The organism is Telluria sp. RB2R28, assembly GCF_059685835.1.
This window is the reverse complement of record NZ_JCASIK010000002.1, coordinates 337,108-358,502: the sequence shown is the minus strand read 5'-3', so window position 1 is coordinate 358,502 and position 21,395 is coordinate 337,108. Positions and strand designations below refer to the sequence as shown.

Below are 21,395 nucleotides of genomic sequence, written 5' to 3'. Positions count from 1 at the left end.
TTATTGATTTAACGACGTATTTTGATCGCGATCAGGTCGGTCATTTATTTGATGTAAATTGTTTCGACAGTTTTCTGCGTTCAGGGTCAGTCCAGACCCGCCAGTGCCGGGGTAGAACGCACGTCGCTTAACACGAACTGGGCGCGCGCCGCCTTCAGTGTGGCAACATCGCTGGCCAGCGGTTTGGCGGCTGCACGCGGGGCCGGGGCATACATACGTTGCATCACGCGCGGCGGCGGCAATACGCTGGCGTCGGCGACCAGGGGGTAGGCGGGAACACGGGTCACGCCGTCATTGGCAGGTTCGCTCGCCATGCGCACGGTGGTCGCGCCGGCTTCACAAGGCCGGTCGGTCAATGTCACACGTCCTTCGTCATCCACGCACTTGACGATGCTGGTCTCGGAAAACGCAACCGGCGCCGCCATCGTGGTGGCGGCCAGCAGCAACAGTTGGCAGAAATGACGCTTCATGATCGACTCCTCGGCTTTGCTTTAATTTCAACAATTTTATTGTCTTATTTGCATCATTATGCTTCTGTGCGCCAATTCACACAGGCTTGTAGGCCTGCGCGCCGTCCGTTTGACAGCGTGCGACGGTATGACTGTCCTTATTCCGCCCGAGGGCGTATAAGGACTTGACCATCATCCAGCAGGAGAATCGTTTGAAAACAGCCGTATTCAGCGCACGTCGCTATGACAAGACCATGCTGGCGCAGGCCAACGATGGCGTCGGCCATGCGTTGCTGTTCATCGAAGAGCGGCTCACCGTGCAGACGGCGAGCCAGGCGGCAGGGTGTGTGGCAGTCTGCGTATTCGTCAATGACACGGTCGATGCTGCAGTACTGGAGATCCTGTCGCGGCAGGGCACGCGCCTCGTGGCCACGCGCTCGACCGGCTACAACCACATCGACGCCGCCACCGCGCGCCGGCTCGGCATCGAGGTCGTGCGCGTCACCGACTATTCTCCCAATTCGGTCGCCGAGTTCGCGGTCGGCCTGTTGCTGGCCGTGAACCGCAAGATTGCGCGCGCCAGCGTGCGCACGCGTGAAGGCAACTTCGACCTCGACGGCCTGATGGGCTTTGACTTGCATGGCAAGACGGTCGGCGTGATCGGCACCGGCAAGATCGGGTTGATCTTCGCCCGCATCATGGCCGGTTTCGGTTGCACGCTTGTGGGCCACGATCTGTATCCGACGCCGGCGTTCGAGGCGCTCGGCGGCCGTTACATGGGCGTGGACGAGCTGCTCGCCTGCAGCGATGTCGTCTCGCTCCATTGCCCGCTGCTGGATGCGACACACCACATCGTCGATGCGGCTGCACTGGGGCGCGTCAAGCGCGGCTGCGTGCTGATCAACACCAGCCGCGGTGGGCTGGTCGATACCGATGCCGTGGTCCAGGCGCTCAAGACCGGCCAGCTGGGCGGGCTGGCAATTGACGTCTACGAGCAGGAAGCGAGCCTGTTCTTCCAGGACCTGTCGTCGACGATCATCCTCGACGACGTGATCCAGCGCCTGGTGTCGTTTCCGAACGTGATCGTCACGGGCCACCAGGCGTTCTTCACGGTCGAAGCGATCGGCCAGATCATGCGCACGACCATCGACAGCATCAGCGCATTCGAGCGCGGCGAAGCGCTGATCAACCGAATTCCCGGCTGATGCGAGGTGCATGAATCGCCCTTGGTGCTGGACAGCTTACCCGGCGTGGGTTACCGTTCAGTGAGCAAGTCAAACATGGGAGAGAACACATGTACATCGAGACGGTCCGCTTCGAGCGGGTATTCGACGTCCAGTCGGGGACATTCAGTTTTGAGGCGGGCGGCAAATGCGAGTTCGCCGTCGTGTTCGATCACAAGCGCGTGCCAACTGCAGGATCGACCTTTGCCGTTGTGCTGAGCGAGCCGGGTAACTGGCAGAAGGTACTCGGCTGGCGCGATCTGTCCAGTCCGACCGTCGGATTCACATACAGCCCCTGGTTCATGGCCATCGATCTGGTGCTGGATCTGTATTTTCTCGGTATCGCAGTGTTTGCCGCGGCCTGGTTGTTTGGTGGCCCCTGGGCAGCGCTGGCGGCGTTCGCTGCGATGGTGCTGGGTGAGGCCGGCCTCGTCGTCTTCAGCGCCCTGCGCAACCGCCAGATCGGGCAGGCGCTGCTTGCTGTCTCGCCGGCGCAGGCTGGCGCGGTCGGGACCCTGGGTTTGACGACAGGGTAGGCGCTCGCTAGACTGTCTGGTCTTCCAGACATCCGACCACCATCCGCGCCCCTGAAAGGACCTCCGGCATGACCATGCTCCAGCTTCCCACGTATGACGACGTCGTCCAGGCCGCCGAACGCATTGCCGGCGCCGCGCACCGCACGCCGGTGCTGACTTCGCGCACTGTCAACGAGGAGTTCGGCGCCGAGGTGTTCTTCAAGTGCGAAAACATGCAGCGCATGGGCGCCTTCAAGTTCCGGGGCGGCTATAACGCCTTGGCAAAATTCAGCCCTGAGCAGCGGCGCGCCGGCGTCGTGGCGTTCTCGTCGGGCAATCACGCACAGGCGATCGCGCTGTCGGCGCGGCTGCTGGACATCCCGGCCACGATCATCATGCCCGAGGACGCGCCGGCTGCGAAGGTCGCCGCCACGCGCGGCTATGGCGCCACCGTCGTCACCTACGATCGTTATACCGAGGACCGCGAGCAGATCGGCCGCGCGCTGGCCGAGCGCGACGGCTTGACGCTGATCCCGCCATACGACCACGCGGACGTGATTGCAGGGCAGGGCACCGCGGCCAAGGAACTGTTCGACGAGGTCGGCCCGCTCGACGCGTTCTTCGTGTGCCTGGGCGGCGGCGGCCTGCTGTCGGGTTCGGCGCTGGCCACGCGCGTCTTGTCGCCGGGGTGCCTGCTGTATGGCGTCGAGCCCGAAGCGGGCAACGATGGCCAGCAGTCGTTCCGTACCGGGCAGATCGTTCACATCGACACGCCGCGCACGATCGCCGATGGCGCGCAGACGCAGCACCTGGGGCAATTAACGTTCCCGATCATCCAGCGCGACGTCGACGACATCCTGACCGTCAGCGATGACGAACTGGTGGCCTGCATGCGGTTCTTTGCCGAGCGCATGAAGATCGTTGTCGAGCCGACGGGTTGCCTGGGCTTTGCGGCGGCGCGCAAGATGAAGGACACCTTGCGCGGCAAGCGGATCGGGGTCCTGGTCAGCGGCGGGAATATCGATCTGGCCCGGTTCGCGAGCCTGATCGGGGCCTGACTCCGCTAAACGCTCAGGCCGCCAGCGGCAGCGCCACCTGCAGCAGGAACCCGCCACCGTCGCGGTTGCTCACTTCGAGCCCCGCATTGTGGCGCGTGAGCACCCGCTCGACGATGGCCAGGCCCAGCCCGGCGCCATTGGCCTGGCCGCGCGCGCTGTCCAGCCGCGTGAAGGGCTTCATCAGTTGCGCGATCTGGTCCGGCGGCACGCCGACGCCATGGTCGCCGATCTCGATCACCGCGCGCCGGCCGTGGCCCGTCGCTTTCACGCGCAGCACGATATCGATCTCGGTGTAGTCCTGCCCCGGCGTGACGCCGTAGCGGCGGGCGTTCTCGATGATGTTGTTGATCACGCGCCGCAGGTCGGTCGCGTTGCCCTGCACGTGCACGTCCGGCACCAGGTCGGTCCTGATGCGCAGGCTCGGGATGCGGCCCGCGTCGCGGCCGATGTCCGCCAGCAGCTCGGACAGATCCACCGGCACGAACGTGGCCGCTTCGGTCGGCTTGGCATAGTCGAGGAACTGGCCGATGATGGCGTCCATCTGCGCGATGTCCGACTGCATGCCGTCGCGCGCTTCCTGCGACAGGTTGGCCATCTCGACCTCGAGACCCATGCGCGCCAGCGGCGTGCGCAAGTCGTGCGAGATGCCGGCCAGGATCACGGCGCGGTCCTTCTCGACCTGGGCCAGGTCTTCGACCATCTGGTTGAAGCTGCGGTTGGCCTCAATAATCTCTTGCGACCCTTTTTCGGGCAACGGCGCCGGGCGCTCCCCCTTGGCGATGGCGCGCGCAGCCGACGTCAGGCGCGCCAGCGGCCGATTGACGAGGCTCGAGATCAGCGCTGCCCCCAGCACCGACAGCAGGCCGACGACCACCGCCCAGCCGAGCCACTGCACGCGCGTCAGGCCTGCCAGGCGTTCGCGCTCGAGCATCAGCCAGTACTTGTCGTCCTCGATATTAAAGCTGATGTAAAAGCCGGGCACGCCGTTCACGCCGCTGGAAAAGCGGGTGTCGGCGCCAAGCCGCTCGCGCACGATGGCGGCGATCTCGGGCATCAGGGGATTGTGCGGCGGCGGATCGATGATGTCCGTGTCTTCGAGCGTGAAGATGCGGATGCCTTCGTTCGAGGCCAGCTCGAGCAGCAGTTCAAGCCGCAGGTCGGGCGCAGAGTGCGTCAGCGCAGCCTTGGTGATGGTCACTACGGACACGACCGTTTCGGCCGTTTGCTGCACTTGCGGGCCGCGCTGGTAGACGTTGATCATGCCGATCCAGGCGCCCATCGAGACGGCGGTGAGCACCGACATCAGGAAGAACGTGCGCCAGAACAGGCCGCTCTTGAACCAGGCAAAGCGCACGGCGCGATGCGCCGCCGCGAGCGACGTAAATGCAGGAGGCTTCACTAGCGCGGCTGACCCTCAGGGATGAACACATAGCCCAGGCCCCAGACGGTCTGGATGTACAGCGGGCTCGAAGGATCGGGTTCGATCAGCTTGCGCAGACGCGAAATCTGGACGTCGAGCGAGCGGTCGAACACTTCGTATTCGCGGCCACGGGCCAGTTCCATCAGCTTTTCGCGCGACAGCGGCTGGCGTGCATGGCGCGCGAACACCTTGAGCACCGAGAATTCGCCGGTGGTCAACGGCACGGTCTCGCCGTTTTTCTTCAGCGTGCGCGTGCCCAGGTCGAGGATGAAGTCGCCGAACTCGAAAGTTTGCGGAGTTTCCGATGGCGCGCCCGGGATTTCGTCGGGGCCTTTGCGGCGCAGCACCGCGCCGATACGGGCCACCAGTTCGCGCGGGTTGAACGGCTTGGGCAGGTAGTCGTCGGCGCCCATCTCGAGGCCAACGATGCGGTCGACGTCTTCGCCTTTTGCAGTGAGCATGATGATCGGGGTCTGGTCGCCGGCGCCGCGCAGGCGGCGGCAGATCGACAGGCCGTCTTCGCCTGGCAGCATCAGGTCGAGCACGAGCAGGTCATAGCGTTCGCGCAGCCACAGCTTGTTCATGGCGGGTGCGCTTTCGGCAGTCACGACCTGGAAACCCTGTTCGGTGAGATAGCGGCGCAGCAGATCGCGCAGGCGCACGTCGTCATCCACGACCATGATCTTGGCGGAGTGGCCGCCCTGCGTGCCCGTACCCACGTTAATGTTCGAAGTCGATGAAGTCATGGAACTGTCCAGAATTGTCAGATGAATGTCGCTATGGTAACTTCTTATGGCTGCGCCGCAGGCACGACTCAGCTCAGCCATTACAATGTGTTACAAACTTTACCCAATTAGTCTTACCCCGCCTGCGCGATCAACCTACACTGGCGTCAAGTGATCAACACAGCTTATCCGTTTATCAGGCATCACGGAAGAGGAACACCATGAACCACGCGCTCATCGACAATCCAGTAGCACCCGGCACCGCTCGCGGCCGGTTCGCCCGGCTTGTGCGCCTTGGTGTGTTCGCCTGCGCGCTTTCAGCAACTGGCGCCGGCGCATTGGCCCAGGACCAGGACCGCAACCGCCGCAGCGACGACGTCCAGGCGCGCGAGCGTTACGATATGCAGGCCCTGCGCGACGCACGCGCATTCGAAGTGCGGGAGCAGGGCCGCCGCAATGCCGAGGTCCAGCAGGACACGGTGCGTGAAGAGCGGCCTCGCGGGCGCCTGTCGCCGGACGAGCGGCGCGACCTGCGTCGCCAGATCAAGGAAGGTGCGGATCTGTATCCAAATTCGCGCCGCCGCTGATACGCGGCCGCTTCAGCAAAGACAACGGCGCCTCTGGCGCCGTTGTCGTATCTGGCGTTGTATTGGTCTCAACGCATGGGGCGTTACCTGCGTTGACATCTCCTTGTTCAATCGTGTCCATTTTCTTTTTCGCAAATACTATTGCTATATGTTTATTTAATTTGCGCAACATGCTATGTTGGCGGGCGCCTTACTGTTGGTAAGGTTTTTCGCCAATAATATCCGTCACCTGGAGCGCAAACGTGTCCGATATCGCCTTGTCTTCTGCAGCACGCTTTGCCTCTGACGGACCCGCGCATTGCATCGTCCAGCGCGAAGACGGCGTGTATGCCGACCCGGAAGCGCTCGGCACGACACTCGCGGCTGCGCTCGACAACTTGCTGCGCGCCGGCCACTATCTGGCGGGGCTTGATTACCCGGTACTGATCAAGGCCCTGTATGACCATGGCCCGGCGTTGCCACGCGATGCTGCGGGCCGGGTGCAGGTCTGCATCGCCAATGACATCCTGCCGTTCACACCGGCACGCCAGGCGCTGTACCGCTCAGCCAAAATCACGGACGGCCAGGCCGAGTACTACTTCGAACCAGTGGTCGAACCCGATCCCGACGGCGGCGAGCGGCCAGCCGCGCTCGATGCCGACGAATTCGTGGCCGACCTGTGGATCAAGGGAATCCGCTTCGGCGCCGATGTCGCCGCCATTGCCGAGGCCATCGGCAAGGGCGCGGCCGGGCGCTGCGTGGTGGCGCGCCGCCTGGCGCCCATCGACGGCGACGCCGCGCGCGTCGAAGAAGTCACGAGCGAACTGCACCGCAGCAATGCGCCGCTCCAGCTGGCCAACGGCAAGCTCGATCTCATGAGCTTCCAGAACCGCTTCCCGCAAGTACGCATGGGTACGCGCCTGCTGCGCAAGGTGCCGCGCACGGCCGGGAGTCCCGGCTTCGAGCTGACCGGCATCCCGCTCCCGGCCGAAATCGGCAAGGACCTCGACCTGGCCGCGTACGCCGCCGAAGGCACCGGCATCGACATCGTGCCCGCCGGCGAGTTTTTGATCGCGCGCCGCGACGGCTTTTTAAATGTCGATCCCGACAGCAGCCGCATCGCCATCTCCGACAAGATCGTCAGCCGCGACGGCGTCAGCGCCAGGACCACGGGCAACCTGAACCTGAGCGGCGACTACGAAGAATTCGGCGAAGTCCAGGAGCAACGCACCATTGAAGGCGACAGCATCACCGTGCACGCGAACGTGTATGGCCACGTGCTCTCGCGCGGCGGGTCTATTCGCCTGGAGCGCAATCTGGTCGGCGGCAGCGCGCGCAATATGAACGGCGGCGTGCGCGTGCTGGGCGTGGCCTCCAGCGCGACGATCCAGGCGGCCCGGGGCGACGTGGTGCTGGGACGGGCCGAGAACTGCGTGATTTCCGGTGCCCGCATCCGGGTCGATACCGCGATCAACTGCGAAATCATGGGCGACGATGTCGAGGTCACGCACGCCGAAGGCAGCGCGATTGCTGGCCGGCGCGTCAGGATCGGCCGCGCCGCGCCCTGGAAGCAGGGCGAGATGCTGGTGTATCTGCTGCGGCCCGATTGCGCGCGCATCGACGATGCGATGGCCCAGGTGCGCGAGCGCATCGGACAGTTTGGCCAGCTCGCGGCGCGCCACCGCGCATCGATCGAGATGCTGACGGCCCAGCCGCACCTGAGCACCTACCTGAAGATCGCGCCGCGCATCCGCAACGGCGACCTGGTCCTCAAGCCCGAGCAGGTACCGCAATTCCAGCGCATGACCGATACCGCGGGGCCGGCGCTCAAGGAGCTTGGCCGTTTGTCGGACGAAGCAAAAAAGCTCGACGCCGAACGGCAGTCGGGGATGGCGGTGCTGGGCCGTCTGGAAGCGCAGCGCTACGACCGCGTCGGCGCGGCGCAGATTGCGCTCCAAGCCATTGCCGGCGAGGTGCAGGTGCGCGCGTTGCCGTACGAGCCGGATCTTGGCTGCATCTGGGACCAGGGGCCGCGCGACATCCGGCTGCGCCTGCGCGACGCCATCGGCACCGAATTGCTGCATGCAGCCCGCGAGGGCGCCTGGGCCTGGGATTCCGCATCCCCGACCTCCATGGGATGATCCTCCACGCCCGGGGAGCGGCCAGTCTGAATTGATGGTAGTCAACATCAGGCTGGGAGGCAGGCATACGATGGTGGTCGGACTGACGAAGGATCCACCATGCACACCACATCGCGCGCCCCACGGTCTGGCGCACCCCGGGATTACCTCAGCTTCATGCTCGACGGGCAGGAGTACGGACTCGATTGCGCGCGCGTGCAAGAACTCAAACTGCTCAAGTCCCTCGAACGCTTCGCGGAAGACGGCGACATCATCGGCGGCGTGGCGCTGTCGCATGGCGTGATCCTGCCGGTGATCGACATGCGCACTACTGCCAGCCAGGGCGTGCATCCCGATACCGACGTGATCATCCTGCGCCTGTCGAGCGGCCTGGTGGGAATGGTCGTAGAAGGGGTGACGGGCATCGTGCACGTGCGCCCGGAGGCCGTGCAAACCGTTTCGGGCGAAGCGGGCGCCAGTTACCTGATCGGCATTGCCCGCATCGACGGCCGGTGCGTCGTGTTGATCGACATCGATGGCCTGATGTCGTTGTCGCCGCGGCGGCCGCTCCGGGCCGCCTGACGGCGTCGTACTGTCAAATCAGCGTCTTGCGCTACCGGCTTACGCCAGCGCTTCCAGCTGTTCCTGCAATTCCAGCCACTCCATCTCGAACGTTTCCAGATCGCGCGCCACGAACGCCTGGTCGGCCACCAGCGTCTTGAGGCGATCCTTGTTCTGCGCATCGTAGATCGTCGGGTCGAGCAGGGCGGCATCGATCGTGGCCTTCTTGGCCTGCAGCTTGGCCATCTGCTCGTCCAGACGCTTGACCTTGTTCTCGATCGGCTTGCGCTGCGCGGCATTGCGCTGGCGTTCTTCGGCGCCCAGGCGCTTCTGTTCCTTGCGCTCGGCCGGCGTGGCGCTCGGCACCGGCGCGACGGGCGCGGCGGCCTTGGCCAGCGGCAGGATGTCGGTGCCTTTGCCCAGCTTGGTCTTGAACAGCCAGTCCTTGTAGTCGTCCAGGTCGCCGTCGAACGGTTGCAGGCGGCCGTCGGCCACGATGATGAATTCATCGGTCGTCGCGCGCAGCAGGTGGCGATCGTGGGACACGACGATCAGCGTGCCTTCGAACTGCGCCAGCGCCATCGTCAGCGCTTCGCGCGTTTCCAGGTCCAGGTGGTTGGTCGGTTCATCGAGCAGCAGCAGGTTCGGTCGCTGCCAGACGATCAGGGCCAGCGCCAGACGCGCCTTCTCGCCGCCCGAGAACGGCTTGATCGAGCTGGTCACCATATCGCCAGGGAAGTTGAAGCTGCCCAGGAAGTTGCGCAGTTCCTGCTCGCGCACGGTCGGCGCGATCTTGGCCAGGTGCCACAGCGGCGACTCGTCATGGCGCAGCATCTCCACCTGGTGCTGGGCGAAGTAGCCGATCGACAGGCCCTTGCCGATTGTCGCTTCGCCGGTCAGCGGCATCAGCTCGCCGGCGATGGTCTTGATCAGCGTCGACTTGCCGGCGCCGTTGACACCCAGCAGGCCAATGCGCTGGCCGATCGTCAGCGAAAAGTCGATGTGGTTGACGATGGTTTTCTTGCCGACCTTGTCGCCATGCTCGTCGAGCAGGAAGTAGCCGGCGTCGACCTTGTCGAGCACCAGCAGCGGATTCGGGGCCGACAGCGGCTCGCGGAAGTCGAACGAGAACTCGGCTGCGGCGCGCAGCGGCGCCAGCTCTTCCATCTTGGCCAGGGCCTTCATGCGGCTCTGGGCCTGGCGCGCCTTGGAAGCCTGCGCCTTGAAGCGGTTGACGAACGACTCGAGGTGCGCGCGCTGGCGCTGCTGCTTCTCGAGGGCGCCGGCGGCCAGGATCATCTGGGCGGCGCGCTGGCGCTCGAAGCCCGAGTAGTTGGCCGTGTAGCGCTTCAGCTTGCGCTCGTCGATGTGCACGATCACGTTGACGACTTCGTCGAGGAAGTCGCGATCGTGGGAAATGATGATCAGGGTGCCCGTGTAGCGCTTGAGCCAGTCTTCGAGCCAGATGATCGCATCCAGATCCAGGTGGTTGGTCGGTTCATCGAGCAGCAGCAGGTCGGACGGGCACATCAGCGCCTGCGCCAGGTTCAGGCGCATGCGCCAGCCGCCCGAGAAGCTCGCCACCGGCTGGTTCATCTGCGCCAGCGAAAAGCCCAGGCCCAGCAGCAGCTGTTCGCCGCGCGACTGCACCGTGTAGCCGTCAGCATCGGCCAGCATGCCGTGCAGCTCGCCCAGGCGCATGCCGTGGGCGTCGACGTCCGGGTGCGATTCCAGTTCTTCCAGCTCGGCCTGGAGCTTGCGCAGGCCGACGTCGCCGTCAATGGCGTAATCCAGCGCCGCGCGGTCCAGCGCTGGCGTTTCCTGCGCCACGTACGCCATACGCCATTTGGCCGGGAAGTCGATCTGGCCCTGGTCCGGGTGCAGCTCGTTACGGAGCATGCCGAACAGGCTCGATTTGCCGGCGCCGTTGGCGCCGATCAGGCCGATCTTGTCGCCCGGGTTGAGGGTCAGGTCGGCATCGACGAGCAGCGGCTTGGTGCCGCGCATCAGGCTGACGTTCTGGATACGGATCATGGTGTCGCTATCTTGTTGTGTGGCCGGCTGTGCCGGCCACGCGGTGATGGTTATGGGTTCCGGCTTTGTGCCGGATGATCTTGCTGGTATCGATCACCGCGTGGTCGGCGTAGCCGACCACCCTACGATCAATGAGCGGCAGGGGTGTTGTTAAACGTTTTGCAGCTGTTCGGCCGTCAGCAGGAACACGGCGTCGTCGCCGATGCTGGTGGTCAGCCAGGTCAGGCCCAGGTGGCCGAACGCGGCTTCGGCGTACTCGCGCTCGTTGCCGATTTCAACGACCAGGATGCCTTCCGGCGTCAGGTGCTCGGCGGCGCCGGCGATGATCTTGCGCACCAGGTCCATGCCGTCTTCGCCGCCGGCAAGCGCGATCTGCGGCTCGACCATGTATTCCTGCGGCAGCGTGCGCATCGATTCGGCATTCACGTACGGCGGGTTGGTGATGATCAGGTCGTATTTCTTGAACGGCACGTTCTCGTACAGGTCGGACTCGATCGGGTTCACGCGCCCTTCGAGTTTGTATTCGCGGATATTCGTTTCGGCCACGGCCAGCGCATCCTTCGAGATGTCGATCGCATCGACCACCGCATTGGCAAACGTATCGGCCATCATGATCGCCAGGCAACCGCTGCCGGTGCACAGCTCGAGCACGTTTTCCACGCCATCCGGGTCCACCAGCCATGGGCTGAACTGCTGCGGAATCAGCTCGGCGATGAACGAGCGCGGCACCAGCACGCGTTCGTCGACATAGAAGCGGTATTCGCCCAGCCATGCCTCTTTGGTGATGTAGGCCGCCGGCACGCGCTCGGTCACGCGGCGCTCGATCACGGCCAGCACCTGCAGCACTTCGTCGTCCAGCAGCCGGGCGTCGAGGAACGGCTCCAGGCGGTCGAGCGGCAGCTTCAGGGTGTGCAGGATCAGATAGGCAGCTTCGTCGAACGCTTCGACGCTGCCGTGGCCGAAGAACAGCTTGGCGCCGTTGAAACGGGTGATCGCATAGCGCAGCAGGTCGCGCGGCGTGGAGAATGAGGTGGTGGTCATGGCCTGGATGATGGGTTGTAGGGCTTCAAGCGGCCAGCAGGCGCTGGAGCGTACGGCGATAGATATTCTTCAGGGGATCGATGTAGCGCAGTTCGATGTGCTCGTCGATTTTGTGAATGCTGGCGTTCGGTGGCCCGAATTCTATCACCTGAGGGCAGATGCGGGCGATGAAGCGGCCATCCGAGGTCCCGCCGGAGGTCGATAATTCGGTGTGGACGCCCAGTTCGTCGCTGATTGCGGTGCAGACGGCGTCCGACAGCGTGCCTTTCTCGGTCAGGAAGGGCAGGCCCGACAAGGTCCAGTCGAGATCGTAGTCCAGACCATGGCGATCGAGGATCGCATGCACGCGCGCCTGCAGGCCCTCGGCCGTGCTGGCGGTCGAGAAGCGGAAGTTGAAGTCCAGACTCACGCTGCCCGGGATCACGTTGTTGGCGCCGGTGCCGGCGGCGATGTTCGACACTTGCCAGCTGGTGGGCGCGTAGTACTCGTTGCCTTCGTCCCAGACTTCCAGCGTCAGCTCGGCCAATGCCGGCGCGGCCTGGTGGATCGGGTTGCGCGCCAGTTGCGGATAGGCGATGTGGCCCTGGATGCCCTTGACGGTCAGGTGGCCCGACAGCGAACCGCGGCGGCCATTCTTGATCGTGTCGCCCAGCACGTGGTTCGAGGTCGGCTCGCCCACCAGGCAATAGTCGGGCGCGACGCCCCGTTCTTCGAGCAGGTCGCAGACGATGGCGGTGCCGTCGACCGCCGGGCCTTCTTCGTCGCTCGTGATCAACAAGGCGATCGAGCCGCGGTGCTCAGGATAGGCGGCAATGAACTCTTCGCAGGCGACGACCATGGCCGCGATCGACGTCTTCATGTCGGACGCGCCACGGCCGTACAGCTTGCCGTCGCGCTGCGTTGGCATGAACGGCTCGGATGTCCACTGGTGCAGCGGACCGGCCGGCACCACATCGGTGTGGCCGGCAAACACGAACAGCGGCGCATTCTCGCCCTTGCGGGCCCACAGATTGGTCACGCCGTTCGAGACGATCGTCTCGCACACGAAGCCCAGTGGCGCCAGCAGTTCGATCAGGCGCTGCTGGCAACCCTTGTCCTGGGGCGTGATCGAGTCGAGCGCGATCAGCTCTTCAGTGAGCAGCAGGGTGCGTGATGGCCTCATGCCGCCGCCCCGAATTTTTCTTCAAATGCAGCCGGCGAAAAACCGGCCGTCACAGGCCCGGCGCCCTGCACGACCGGACGCTTGATGACCGACGGGTTCTCGAGCATCAGCGCCATGGCGCTGTCAGCATCGACGATGGCCGCCTTGCGCTCGTCCGGCAGGTTGCGCCAGGTGGTGCCCTTGCGGTTGACCAGCGTACTCCAGTCGAGGTCTTGCAGCCAGGTCGTCACCAGTTCAGGCGTGAGCCCTTGCTTCTTGAAGTCGTGAAAGGTGAAGTCGATGCCGTGATCCTGCAGCCAGGTGCGGGCTTTTTTCACGGTGTCGCAATTGGGGATGCCGTAGAGGGTAGTCGTCATGAGGGGAAGTAAAAAAGCGGGCGGCAGCGCCGCCCGGGAACATCAGGTATTGAGCGTGAACTCGGTAAACGAGGCGCCGCCCTTGGGCTCGCTGGCCTTGTCGTCCAGCTGCTGCTGGACCTGGCTATCGGGCCCGTTGTTGAGCAGCCAGAGCAGGTTGGTGGCCGAGTCGGCGTTGGCCAGGCCTTCGTCCTGCGTCACGTGGCCTTCCTTGATCAGGTGGAACAGGGCGCCTTCGAACGATTGCGAGCCGGCCGACAGGCTCTTGTCCATCGCTTCCTTGATCTGGCTGATTTCGCCCTGTTCGATCAGGTCGGCAATGTAGCGGGTATTGAGCATGACTTCGACCGCCGCGCGGCGCGCACCGCCAGCAGCGGCCTTGACGAGGCGCTGCGACAGGATGGCCTTGATGCTCGACGCCAGGTCTTGCAGCAGCGCGTTACGGTTTTCGAGCGGGTAGAAGCTGATGATGCGGTTGAGCGCGTTGTAGCTGTTGTTGGCGTGCAGCGTGGCCAGCACCAGATGGCCGGATTGCGCATAGGCCAGCGCGGCCTGCATCGTTTCGCGGTCGCGGATTTCGCCGATCAGGATGCAGTCGGGCGCCTGGCGCATCGAGTTCTTCAGCGCGATGCCGAAGTCGTGCGTGTCGCTGCCGATCTCGCGCTGGTTGACGATCGATTTCTTGTTCTTGAACAGGTACTCGATCGGGTCTTCCAGCGTCAGGATATGCCCGGTGCGCATTTCGTTGCGATGATCGAGCATTGATGCGATGGTGGTCGACTTGCCGGAGCCCGTGGCACCCACGACCAGCATCAGGCCGCGTTTTTCCATGATCAGTTCGGCCAGCACGGGCGGCAGGCCCAGCTCGGCCAGCGGCGGGATGGTCGCCGGAATGAAGCGGAACACGGCCGAGATCGAGCCGCGCTGGCGAAACGCCGACAGGCGAAACCGCCCCACGTTCGCGACCGACACGCCCATGTTCAGTTCGTTGTCGCGCTGGAGTTCGTCGATCTGTTCAGGCGTGGCGATCTCGGACAGCAGCGACAGGATGTTCTCGGGTTCGAGGCGATGCTGGTTGATGGGAATGAGCGCACCGTTGATCTTGATGTGCACCGGGGAGTTCACGGCGAAGAACATGTCGGACGCGTTCTTCTCTTTCATCAGCTGAAACAGGCGGTCCATGGCCATCGCATCGTCTCCGTCAATCGGGGGAGTTACAAAAGCCGGTCGAACAGGTAATCATGTCACCCGTTCGACCGGCTGTTCCTGCTACCTGCGCAATCAGTCGCCGCGCAGCAGGTCGTTGATGGCCGTCTTCGAGCGCGTCTGTGCATCGACGCGCTTGACGATGACGGCGCAGTACAGGCTGTACTTGCCATCGGCGGACGGCAGGCTGCCCGACACGACGACCGAACCCGATGGCACGCGGCCATACGACACTTCGCCGGTGGCGCGGTCATAGATCTTGGTCGACTGGCCGATGTACACGCCCATCGAGATCACCGAGTTCTCTTCGACGATCACGCCTTCGACGATCTCGGAACGGGCGCCGATGAAGCAGTTGTCTTCGATGATGGTCGGGTTGGCCTGCATCGGTTCGAGCACGCCGCCGATGCCCACGCCGCCCGACAGGTGGACGTTCTTGCCGATCTGTGCGCACGAACCGACCGTGGCCCAGGTGTCGACCATCGTGCCTTCGTCGACGTAGGCGCCGATGTTGACGTACGACGGCATCAGGACGACGTTCTTGCCGATGAAGCTGCCGCGACGGGCCACGGCCGGCGGCACCACGCGGAAGCCGCCGCGTGCGAAGTCTTCAGGCGTGTAGTCGGCGAACTTGGTTGGGACCTTGTCGTAGAACTGGATGTCGCCCGAGACGACCGGCACGTTGTTCTCGAGGCGGAACGACAGCAGCACGGCCTTTTTGAGCCACTGGTTCACGACCCAGGTGCCGGTGTCCTTCTGCGCGACGCGCAGGCTGCCGTCGTCGAGGCCGGCGAGCACGTGGGCCACTGCGTCACGCAGTTCGGCGCTGGCGCTGTTCGGGCTGATGTCGGCGCGCTGTTCCCAGGCGGTGTCGATGATGTTCTGGAGTTGTTGGGTCATGGTGCTGTTCTTGGTTGGAATGATTTCAGGGGTGCAGAGGCGTCAGGCGAGGCCCTGGCAGAACTGGACGATGCGGTTGGCTGCTTCCAGGCCTTCGTCGACGCTGGCCACCAGGGCCATGCGGATGCGATCCTGGCCCGGGTTCTGCCCGTGCGCATCGCGCGCCAGGTAGCTGCCCGGAAGGACCGTGACATTATAGTCGGCGTACAGGCGCCGTGCGAAGTCGACATCCGACAGCCCGGTACGGCGCACGTCGGCCCACAGGTAGAAGCCGGCGTCGGGCAGTTCGACGTCCATCACCTGCTTGAGCAGCGGCGTGATCAGATGGAATTTCTCTTTGTACAGCGTGCGGTTGTCCTGCACGTGCTGCTCGTCGTTCCAGGCCGCGATCGACGCCGCCTGCACCGGCGGCGACATCGCGCCGCCGCAGTAGGTGCGGTACAGCAGGAAGCGCTTCATCGCGACCGGGTCGCCGGCCACGAAGCCCGAGCGCATGCCCGGCACGTTCGAGCGCTTCGACAGGCTCGAGAACACGATCAGGTTGCGGTAGGGCTGCTCGCCGCTGCTGCGGCCCAGCTGGTGCGCCGCTTCCAGCGCGCCCAGCGGGGGCGTGCTGCCCGTGTAGATCTCGGAATAGCATTCGTCGGCCGCAATCAGGAAGCCCCAGCGGTCCGACAGCGCGAACAAGTCGCGCCAGTCGTCCAGCGTCAGCGTGGCGCCCGTCGGGTTGCCGGGCGAGCAGACATACATCAGCTGCACGCGTGGCCACACGTCATCTGGCACGCTCGCGTAGTCGGGCGCGAAATTGCGGCCCGGTTCCGAGTTGACGAACCACGGCGCGGCGCCGGCCAGGTAGGCCGCACCTTCGTAGATCTGGTAGAACGGGTTCGGGCACACCACCAGCGGATCGGGCCTGGACGCGTCGATCACGCACTGCGCAATGGCAAACAGCGCCTCGCGCGAGCCGTTCACCGGCAGTACCATCGTGGCTGCATCGAGCGCAGGCAAGCCGTAGCGCCGTTCGAGCCAGCCCGCGATCGCGGTGCGCAAAGGTTCGCTGCCGATCGTGCTCGGATAACTGGCCAGGCCCGATACCGCGTGCATCAGCGCTTTTTCGATGAATGCGGGCGTCGGATGCTTCGGCTCGCCGATGCCAAGACTGATGGGTGTGTAGTCCGGGTTCGGTGTGACGCCGGCAAATAACTGACGCAGTTTTTCGAACGGGTAGGAATGGAGTTTGTCGAGATGGGGGTTCACGGCGATACCAGTGTGCGCTTTTCGCTAATTTTTCATTATAGCGCCAGGAATCCCCGCCACGGCGCATACACTTAAAGTGATTTGCGGTAACATCTGACGTCAATACCCACCTGTAATGTCCACGCTGAAAGCCGATTTTCCGTGCCGATCAATTACGCGCGCAGCCTGACTGGACACGCCCGCACGCCGGGCGCCAACCGCCACCTGGGCGTGGCGCTGGCCTTTGTTGCCGGCGCCATCAATGCAGGCGGCTTTCTGGCAGTGCGCGAGTACACGTCGCACATGACCGGCATCGTCTCGGGTGCGGCCGACCATCTGGTGCTCGGCCAGACCGACCTGGTGCTCTCGGCGCTGGGCGCCTTGTTCAGCTTCATGCTGGGCGCGGCCAGCACCGCGATTCTCGTCAATCTCGTGCGGCGTCAGGGCCTGCACAGCGGCTTCGCGCTGCCGCTGGTGCTCGAGGCGATCCTGCTGCTGATGTTCGGCATCCTGGGCGCACGGCTCAACGACATCGATGCGCTGTTCATTCCGCTGACCGTGATGCTGCTGTGTTTCATGATGGGTTTGCAGAACGCCGTCATCACCAAGGTCTCGCACGCCGAAATCCGCACCACCCACATGACCGGCATCGTCACCGACATCGGCATCGAGCTGGGCAAGCTGGCGTACTGGAACCGGGACGGCGGCCTGCACCAGCCGAAGGTCACGGCCAACCTGGGGCGCCTGGCCCTGATGGTGGCGCTCCTGGCCGCATTCTGCATCGGCGGCGTGGCCGGCGCGCTGGGCTTCAAGCACCTGGGCTACCTGTCGACGATTCCGCTGGCCGCGTTCCTGTGCGTGCTGGGCATCGTGCCGGTGGTTGACGACACGCTGCGCGTGCTCGGGCGTGGCCGGCGGGCGGGTCACGACGCCTGAACGCATTTTACCGGCCGGCCTGACCCGTCAGGCAGCCTGTGCGCGCCATGCCCCTGGATTGACGCCGCTCCACTCGCGAAACGCGTGCGTGAACGCGCTCTGGTCCTGGAATCCCAGCAAGAAGGCGACATCGGCCAGGCCCAGTTCGCGCCGCCGCAAATAATCCTGCGCCAGAGCGAAGCGTACGCCATCGAGCACCTGCTGGAAGCTCGACCCGGCCTCGGCCAGCTTGCGCTGCAGCGTGCGCGCCGACAATCCCAGTTCTGCCGCCACCGGCGCCAGGCGTGCCTGGCCATCGGGCGGCCGCTGCGTCAGCGCCGCCGTCACCCGCGCCACGATGCCGTCGGCGACCAGGGCGCGCTGCGCCAGCAGCCCCTCGGCATGCTGGTGCAGCACCGGGTAGAGGCTGGGGTCGGCGTTCGGCACCGGCATGTCCAGCAGCGCCACGTCGAAGGCGGCGCAGTGGCGTGGCGCGTCGAAGGTGGGCGCCATGCCCAGCACGCGCCGGTATTCGTCGTGGCCGTGGCCGGGATCGGCGTGCCGGAAGCGCATTGCCTGCGGTGTCAGCGGACGGCCCGCCATCCAACTGCCGAACACGGCAATGCCGGCATACACGCTTTCGGCCAGGTGACGCGTGGCGTCCGGATAGCGGCTGATCCATTCATATTGTGCCTGCGCGCCCTCGATCCCCAGCCGGCTGCGGCCCAGGTCGTGCGCAAGCGATTCATAGCGCTGCGTCAGCGCCATCGCGTGACCGAAATTGCTGCAGGCCAGCAGCAGCAGGCCGTATGCGCTGTAGGTTGCGGGCCGCACCTGTTCGCCGACATGCAAGCCGAAAAACGGATCGTTCGCCAGTCGCGCGCCAGCATCGAGCAGGGCGATGTAGCGTGCTGTGGACAGGGTGGCGGGGAGCGGCTCGAGTGCATCGGCGGCAACGCCAACGGCGTCAGCAAGCGCGTCGCGCGTGACACCGCGTGCGAGCGCAGCATGAAGCAGCGCCTGCAGGTAGGCGCCAGTCACGCGGGCGTTATTGGGCAGGGGTGGCGTGATGGAGCAAGGCGATGGCATGAATGCGCAATACAGTTGGCGAAGCCCTGACTAGTCTGGTAAAAAGGGCAACTTGTGTCCAGTATAACGGGAAGTGTATCGATGCGGCGTTGGAACGGCTGGAGTAATAAGGTAATGGCGGTGCGACTGCAAGACCGGCCCCTGGCGTTGGATGCCCGGTCATGCGCGCTGTCGCGCCGGTCCGATCCCGACTGCTGCGTGCGCGCCACCGGGATGGTGCGGCCATGACGATCTTCCCGCCACCACGCGACTGGGACGTGCTCGTGATCGGCGGCGGCATCACGGGTGCCGGCGTCCTGCTCGAAGCGGCGCGACGCGGCCTCAAGACGCTGCTGGTCGAACAGGCCGACTTTGGCTGCGGCACCTCGAGCCGCTCGTCGAAACTGATGCATGGCGGCCTGCGCTACCTGGTTGCCGGCAGCCTGCGCCGCACGCGCGACGCGGTGGCCGAACGCGAGGCGCTGCTGCGTGCAGCGCCCGGCCTGGTCGATGCGCAGCCGTTCGCGTTCGCCAACCATGGCGCCGACCTCACGCGCCGCCTGGGCTTGCTGTCGATGCTGCGCGTGGTCGACCTGCTCACGGGCCGGCGCGAACCGCAATGGCAGCGCCAGGACGCGCTGCGCAAACCGGCTCCGGATGCGCCCGATCCGCGCAGCGCCGGCAGTATCCGCTATACCGACGCCAAGACCGACGATGCGCGCCTCGTGCTGCGCGTGCTGAACGAGGCGCGCACCCATGGCGCGGTGGCCTGCAATTACGTGACCGTGCAATCGCTCGTGCGCGATGGCGGCAAGGTGCATGGCGCCTTGCTGCGCGACGAGCGCACCGGCGCCGAGACGGCCGTGCGCGCCCGCCTGGTGATCGACGCCACCGGCGCGCCGCCGGCGCCTGCCAACGTCGGCGGCAACGACAATGCGCCGCGCCTGCGCTGGCTGCGCGGCAGCCACCTGCTGCTGCCGGCCGACCGCCTGCCATTGACCGAAGCCGTCAGCCTGCTGCATCCGCTCGACGGTCGCCCCGTATTTGCCTTTCCGTGGGAGGGCGTGACGCTGGTGGGCACGGCCGACATCGACCAGGCCGACGACGTCAACGCCCAGCCGAGCATCACGCGCCGCGAATTCGATTACCTGATGGCGGCCGTGCAGGCGGAGTTTGCGCCGCTGGCGCTGGTCGATGCTGACGTGCTGGCCACGTTTGCCGGCGTGCGCCTCGTGTTCGACAGTGGCAGCGACGGGGTATCGATCAGCGACAAGCGCGAGCACCTGGTGTGGTCCGAACCCGGCCTGGTGTCGGTTGCGGGCGGTACGCTCACCACGTTCCGCCTGGCCGCGCGCGACGTGCTGCGTGAAGCGGCGCGCCAGTTGCCGGGCTGGCAGATGCGCACCGAGCGCGGCGCTGTGTTCGCGCGGGCCAGCGCGCCAGCGCGGCGCGACCTGCCGCCCAATGTGCTGCGACGGCTGACGGGCCGCCACGGCGCGCACGTCAAGGCACTGCTCTCGGCCGCCCACGCGGGCGAGCTCGAATGCATTCCGGGCACGCACACGCTGTGGGCCGAGCTGCGCTGGGCGGCGCGCGCCGAACAGGTGTACCGCCTCGACGACCTGCTGCTGCGCCGCACGCGCCTGGGCATCCAGCTGACCGATGGCGGCGCCGCCCTCATGGGCCGGGTGCGCGCGATCTGCCAGAAGGAGCTGGGGTGGGACGATGCGCAGTGGGAGGCGCAGGAAAAACGGTATATCGCGGCCTGGCGGTTGCAGCACGCGGTGCCGCCAGCTTGAGTCGTACTAACATTGGTTCGTAACCCTGGAACACGCAACCGTCAGAGGGCCGTTTCCTGAGCAACCAGGAAAATTGCACCCCCTCAGTCGTCGTCCTGAGGAATGTCGAGCCACATCTCGTAAAGGCCATCGTTTGGCAGCTCGCTGATTTTCCCGCCTCGAATTTTCGCTGAGCATTCAAAATGTTTGAACTCAGCCAGATCGCCCTCAATGACGGCGCGTCTGAAATCCTGGGCGAGGCGAGGCGACAGGTTGCCTACAATCTCTTCGTCCAACAAGACCCTCACGCTATTTGAGGATGCTGCAAGAAGCAATTGAACTTGGGTGTCAACGACTGTACCTTTGTGGGTTCGTGGACCACATACGCCTTCAAACACATTTTGATAACGCCGCGTGCCGAGCGTTTCAATACGAAACTGCCGAGGCCCACTGATGACAGGGATAATCGAGGGCGCGCCTGCCTGCACCGTCTTGTCCCTGTTCCGTTCGGGCGTGCCCGCAGAGTTCGCTTTGATGGCGCGGAAATAGACTTCCAGTGCAACCAGCGTGTCATCCAGCGCGCGATGGCTGGAGCCTGTTTCGAGTTCCAGATGCTTTGCGAGATTGATCAGTTTGTGGCTCGACAAGTCGGGCCACGCAGATCGTGCTCTGGCGAGCGCGCAATGTCCGACATTACGCACGGGCGTGCGACCGTGACGTTCGATTGCAGCATTGAGAAATCGCACATCAAAATTGATATTGAATGCCACGACATCGTGGACTCCGATGAAGTCGATGAACTCATCCAGCACCTCTTCCATCGGTCGGCCACCTTCGCGAAGCATGGTGTCGGTAATGCCCGTCAGATTTGTAATGAATCTGGGCAGGGGCCTGTCGATTGCAATCAGCTTCTGTATATGGGGATGTGAAGCGGCGCCTGGAACGTACTTGACCGCTGCTACCTCAATGATTCGGTCTTTTTTGGCACAGAAGCCAGTCGTTTCAAAATCGAAGAAGACGATTGGTTCGCCGGACTGAGGGTAGTGAGAATCGAGCATGGAT

General features: G+C 64.6%; 20 protein-coding genes. 8 read left to right on the top strand and 12 right to left on the bottom strand.

Translation table 11 applies throughout. The features are described from left to right. Window positions 1-86 precede the first annotated feature (86 nt). Window positions 87-470 (bottom strand): DUF4124 domain-containing protein, encoded by a 384-nt coding sequence (locus tag AC56LV_RS09195; RefSeq protein WP_499557053.1) that lies wholly within the window; start codon window positions 468-470, stop codon window positions 87-89. 191 nt (window positions 471-661) lie between these two features. Here AC56LV_RS09195 and AC56LV_RS09190 point away from each other — a divergent pair, with 191 nt between their 5' ends. The 3 genes from AC56LV_RS09190 (at window position 662) to AC56LV_RS09180 (ending at window position 3,245) form a co-directional block, all read left to right on the top strand. Further along, window positions 662-1,654 carry a 2-hydroxyacid dehydrogenase gene (locus AC56LV_RS09190; protein WP_499557052.1) on the top strand — a complete coding sequence of 331 codons (993 nt, stop codon included), beginning with the start codon at window positions 662-664 and terminating at the stop codon, window positions 1,652-1,654. Window positions 1,655-1,743: 89 nt separating this feature from the next. Then, window positions 1,744-2,208, top strand: coding sequence for a hypothetical protein (locus AC56LV_RS09185; protein ID WP_499557050.1), 465 nt, complete (start codon window positions 1,744-1,746; stop codon window positions 2,206-2,208). A 68-nt stretch (window positions 2,209-2,276) separates the two neighbouring features. Then, on the top strand, window positions 2,277-3,245 hold the full coding sequence (locus AC56LV_RS09180) for a threo-3-hydroxy-L-aspartate ammonia-lyase (RefSeq protein ID WP_499557048.1): 969 nt from the start codon (window positions 2,277-2,279) through the stop codon (window positions 3,243-3,245). 13 nt (window positions 3,246-3,258) lie between these two features. On the opposite strand, the gene AC56LV_RS09175 is transcribed toward AC56LV_RS09180, so the two are convergent. Further along, complete coding sequence (locus AC56LV_RS09175) at window positions 3,259-4,644, bottom strand: sensor histidine kinase family protein (RefSeq protein ID WP_499557046.1); 1,386 nt, start codon at window positions 4,642-4,644, stop codon at window positions 3,259-3,261. After that, window positions 4,644-5,411 carry an osmolarity response regulator transcription factor OmpR gene (ompR, locus tag AC56LV_RS09170; RefSeq protein WP_258834804.1) on the bottom strand — a complete coding sequence of 256 codons (768 nt, stop codon included), beginning with the start codon at window positions 5,409-5,411 and terminating at the stop codon, window positions 4,644-4,646. Before ompR ends, AC56LV_RS09175 begins: the two co-directional genes overlap by 1 nt. A gap of 200 nt (window positions 5,412-5,611) precedes the next feature. Here ompR and AC56LV_RS09165 point away from each other — a divergent pair, with 200 nt between their 5' ends. The 3 genes from AC56LV_RS09165 to AC56LV_RS09155 all read left to right on the top strand — a co-directional run bounded on the left by AC56LV_RS09165 (window position 5,612) and on the right by AC56LV_RS09155 (window position 8,658). After that, on the top strand, window positions 5,612-5,977 hold the full coding sequence (locus tag AC56LV_RS09165) for a hypothetical protein (RefSeq protein ID WP_499557044.1): 366 nt from the start codon (window positions 5,612-5,614) through the stop codon (window positions 5,975-5,977). Window positions 5,978-6,219: 242 nt separating this feature from the next. Continuing rightward, complete coding sequence (locus AC56LV_RS09160) at window positions 6,220-8,097, top strand: flagellar assembly protein A (protein ID WP_499557042.1); 1,878 nt, start codon at window positions 6,220-6,222, stop codon at window positions 8,095-8,097. 99 nt (window positions 8,098-8,196) lie between these two features. Continuing rightward, window positions 8,197-8,658, top strand: coding sequence for a chemotaxis protein CheW (locus AC56LV_RS09155; protein ID WP_499557040.1), 462 nt, complete (start codon window positions 8,197-8,199; stop codon window positions 8,656-8,658). 39 nt (window positions 8,659-8,697) lie between these two features. Here the strand turns inward: AC56LV_RS09155 and AC56LV_RS09150 are convergent, their stop codons facing one another. The 7 genes from AC56LV_RS09150 to dapC form a co-directional block, all read right to left on the bottom strand. Further along, window positions 8,698-10,671, bottom strand: coding sequence for an ATP-binding cassette domain-containing protein (locus AC56LV_RS09150; protein WP_258834801.1), 1,974 nt, complete (start codon window positions 10,669-10,671; stop codon window positions 8,698-8,700). 150 nt (window positions 10,672-10,821) lie between these two features. Next, the gene (prmB, locus tag AC56LV_RS09145) at window positions 10,822-11,712 is read right to left on the bottom strand and encodes a 50S ribosomal protein L3 N(5)-glutamine methyltransferase (RefSeq protein ID WP_499557038.1); all 891 of its coding nucleotides are present in this window, start codon (window positions 11,710-11,712) and stop codon (window positions 10,822-10,824) included. 25 nt (window positions 11,713-11,737) lie between these two features. Then, window positions 11,738-12,874 (bottom strand): succinyl-diaminopimelate desuccinylase, encoded by a 1,137-nt coding sequence (dapE, locus tag AC56LV_RS09140; protein WP_332531128.1) that lies wholly within the window; start codon window positions 12,872-12,874, stop codon window positions 11,738-11,740. Next, the gene (locus AC56LV_RS09135; RefSeq protein ID WP_499557036.1) at window positions 12,871-13,230 is read right to left on the bottom strand and encodes an ArsC family reductase; all 360 of its coding nucleotides are present in this window, start codon (window positions 13,228-13,230) and stop codon (window positions 12,871-12,873) included. Before AC56LV_RS09135 ends, dapE begins: the two co-directional genes overlap by 4 nt. Window positions 13,231-13,272: 42 nt before the next feature. Further along, a complete protein-coding gene (locus AC56LV_RS09130) occupies window positions 13,273-14,418 on the bottom strand; it encodes a PilT/PilU family type 4a pilus ATPase (protein WP_499557034.1) in 1,146 nt (381 codons plus the stop codon). 93 nt (window positions 14,419-14,511) lie between these two features. Continuing rightward, a complete protein-coding gene (dapD, locus tag AC56LV_RS09125; protein ID WP_258834795.1) occupies window positions 14,512-15,336 on the bottom strand; it encodes a 2,3,4,5-tetrahydropyridine-2,6-dicarboxylate N-succinyltransferase in 825 nt (274 codons plus the stop codon). Window positions 15,337-15,378: 42 nt separating this feature from the next. Next, entirely contained in the window at window positions 15,379-16,593 is a 1,215-nt protein-coding gene (gene dapC / locus AC56LV_RS09120; RefSeq protein WP_499557032.1) for a succinyldiaminopimelate transaminase, read from the bottom strand. Window positions 16,594-16,734: 141 nt separating this feature from the next. On the opposite strand from dapC, the gene AC56LV_RS09115 reads away from it, so the two are divergent. Then, on the top strand, window positions 16,735-17,508 hold the full coding sequence (locus tag AC56LV_RS09115) for a YoaK family protein (protein WP_499557030.1): 774 nt from the start codon (window positions 16,735-16,737) through the stop codon (window positions 17,506-17,508). A 27-nt stretch (window positions 17,509-17,535) separates the two neighbouring features. Here AC56LV_RS09115 and AC56LV_RS09110 read toward each other — a convergent pair whose 3' ends face one another. Next, entirely contained in the window at window positions 17,536-18,576 is a 1,041-nt protein-coding gene (locus AC56LV_RS09110) for an AraC family transcriptional regulator (protein ID WP_499557028.1), read from the bottom strand. 224 nt (window positions 18,577-18,800) lie between these two features. Here AC56LV_RS09110 and AC56LV_RS09105 point away from each other — a divergent pair, with 224 nt between their 5' ends. Then, window positions 18,801-20,354: a glycerol-3-phosphate dehydrogenase/oxidase gene (locus AC56LV_RS09105; RefSeq protein WP_499557026.1), complete on the top strand. Its 1,554-nt coding sequence runs from the start codon at window positions 18,801-18,803 to the stop codon at window positions 20,352-20,354. A gap of 83 nt (window positions 20,355-20,437) precedes the next feature. Here the strand turns inward: AC56LV_RS09105 and AC56LV_RS09100 are convergent, their stop codons facing one another. Further along, entirely contained in the window at window positions 20,438-21,391 is a 954-nt protein-coding gene (locus tag AC56LV_RS09100; protein WP_499557025.1) for a 3'-5' exonuclease, read from the bottom strand. Window positions 21,392-21,395 lie beyond the last annotated feature (4 nt).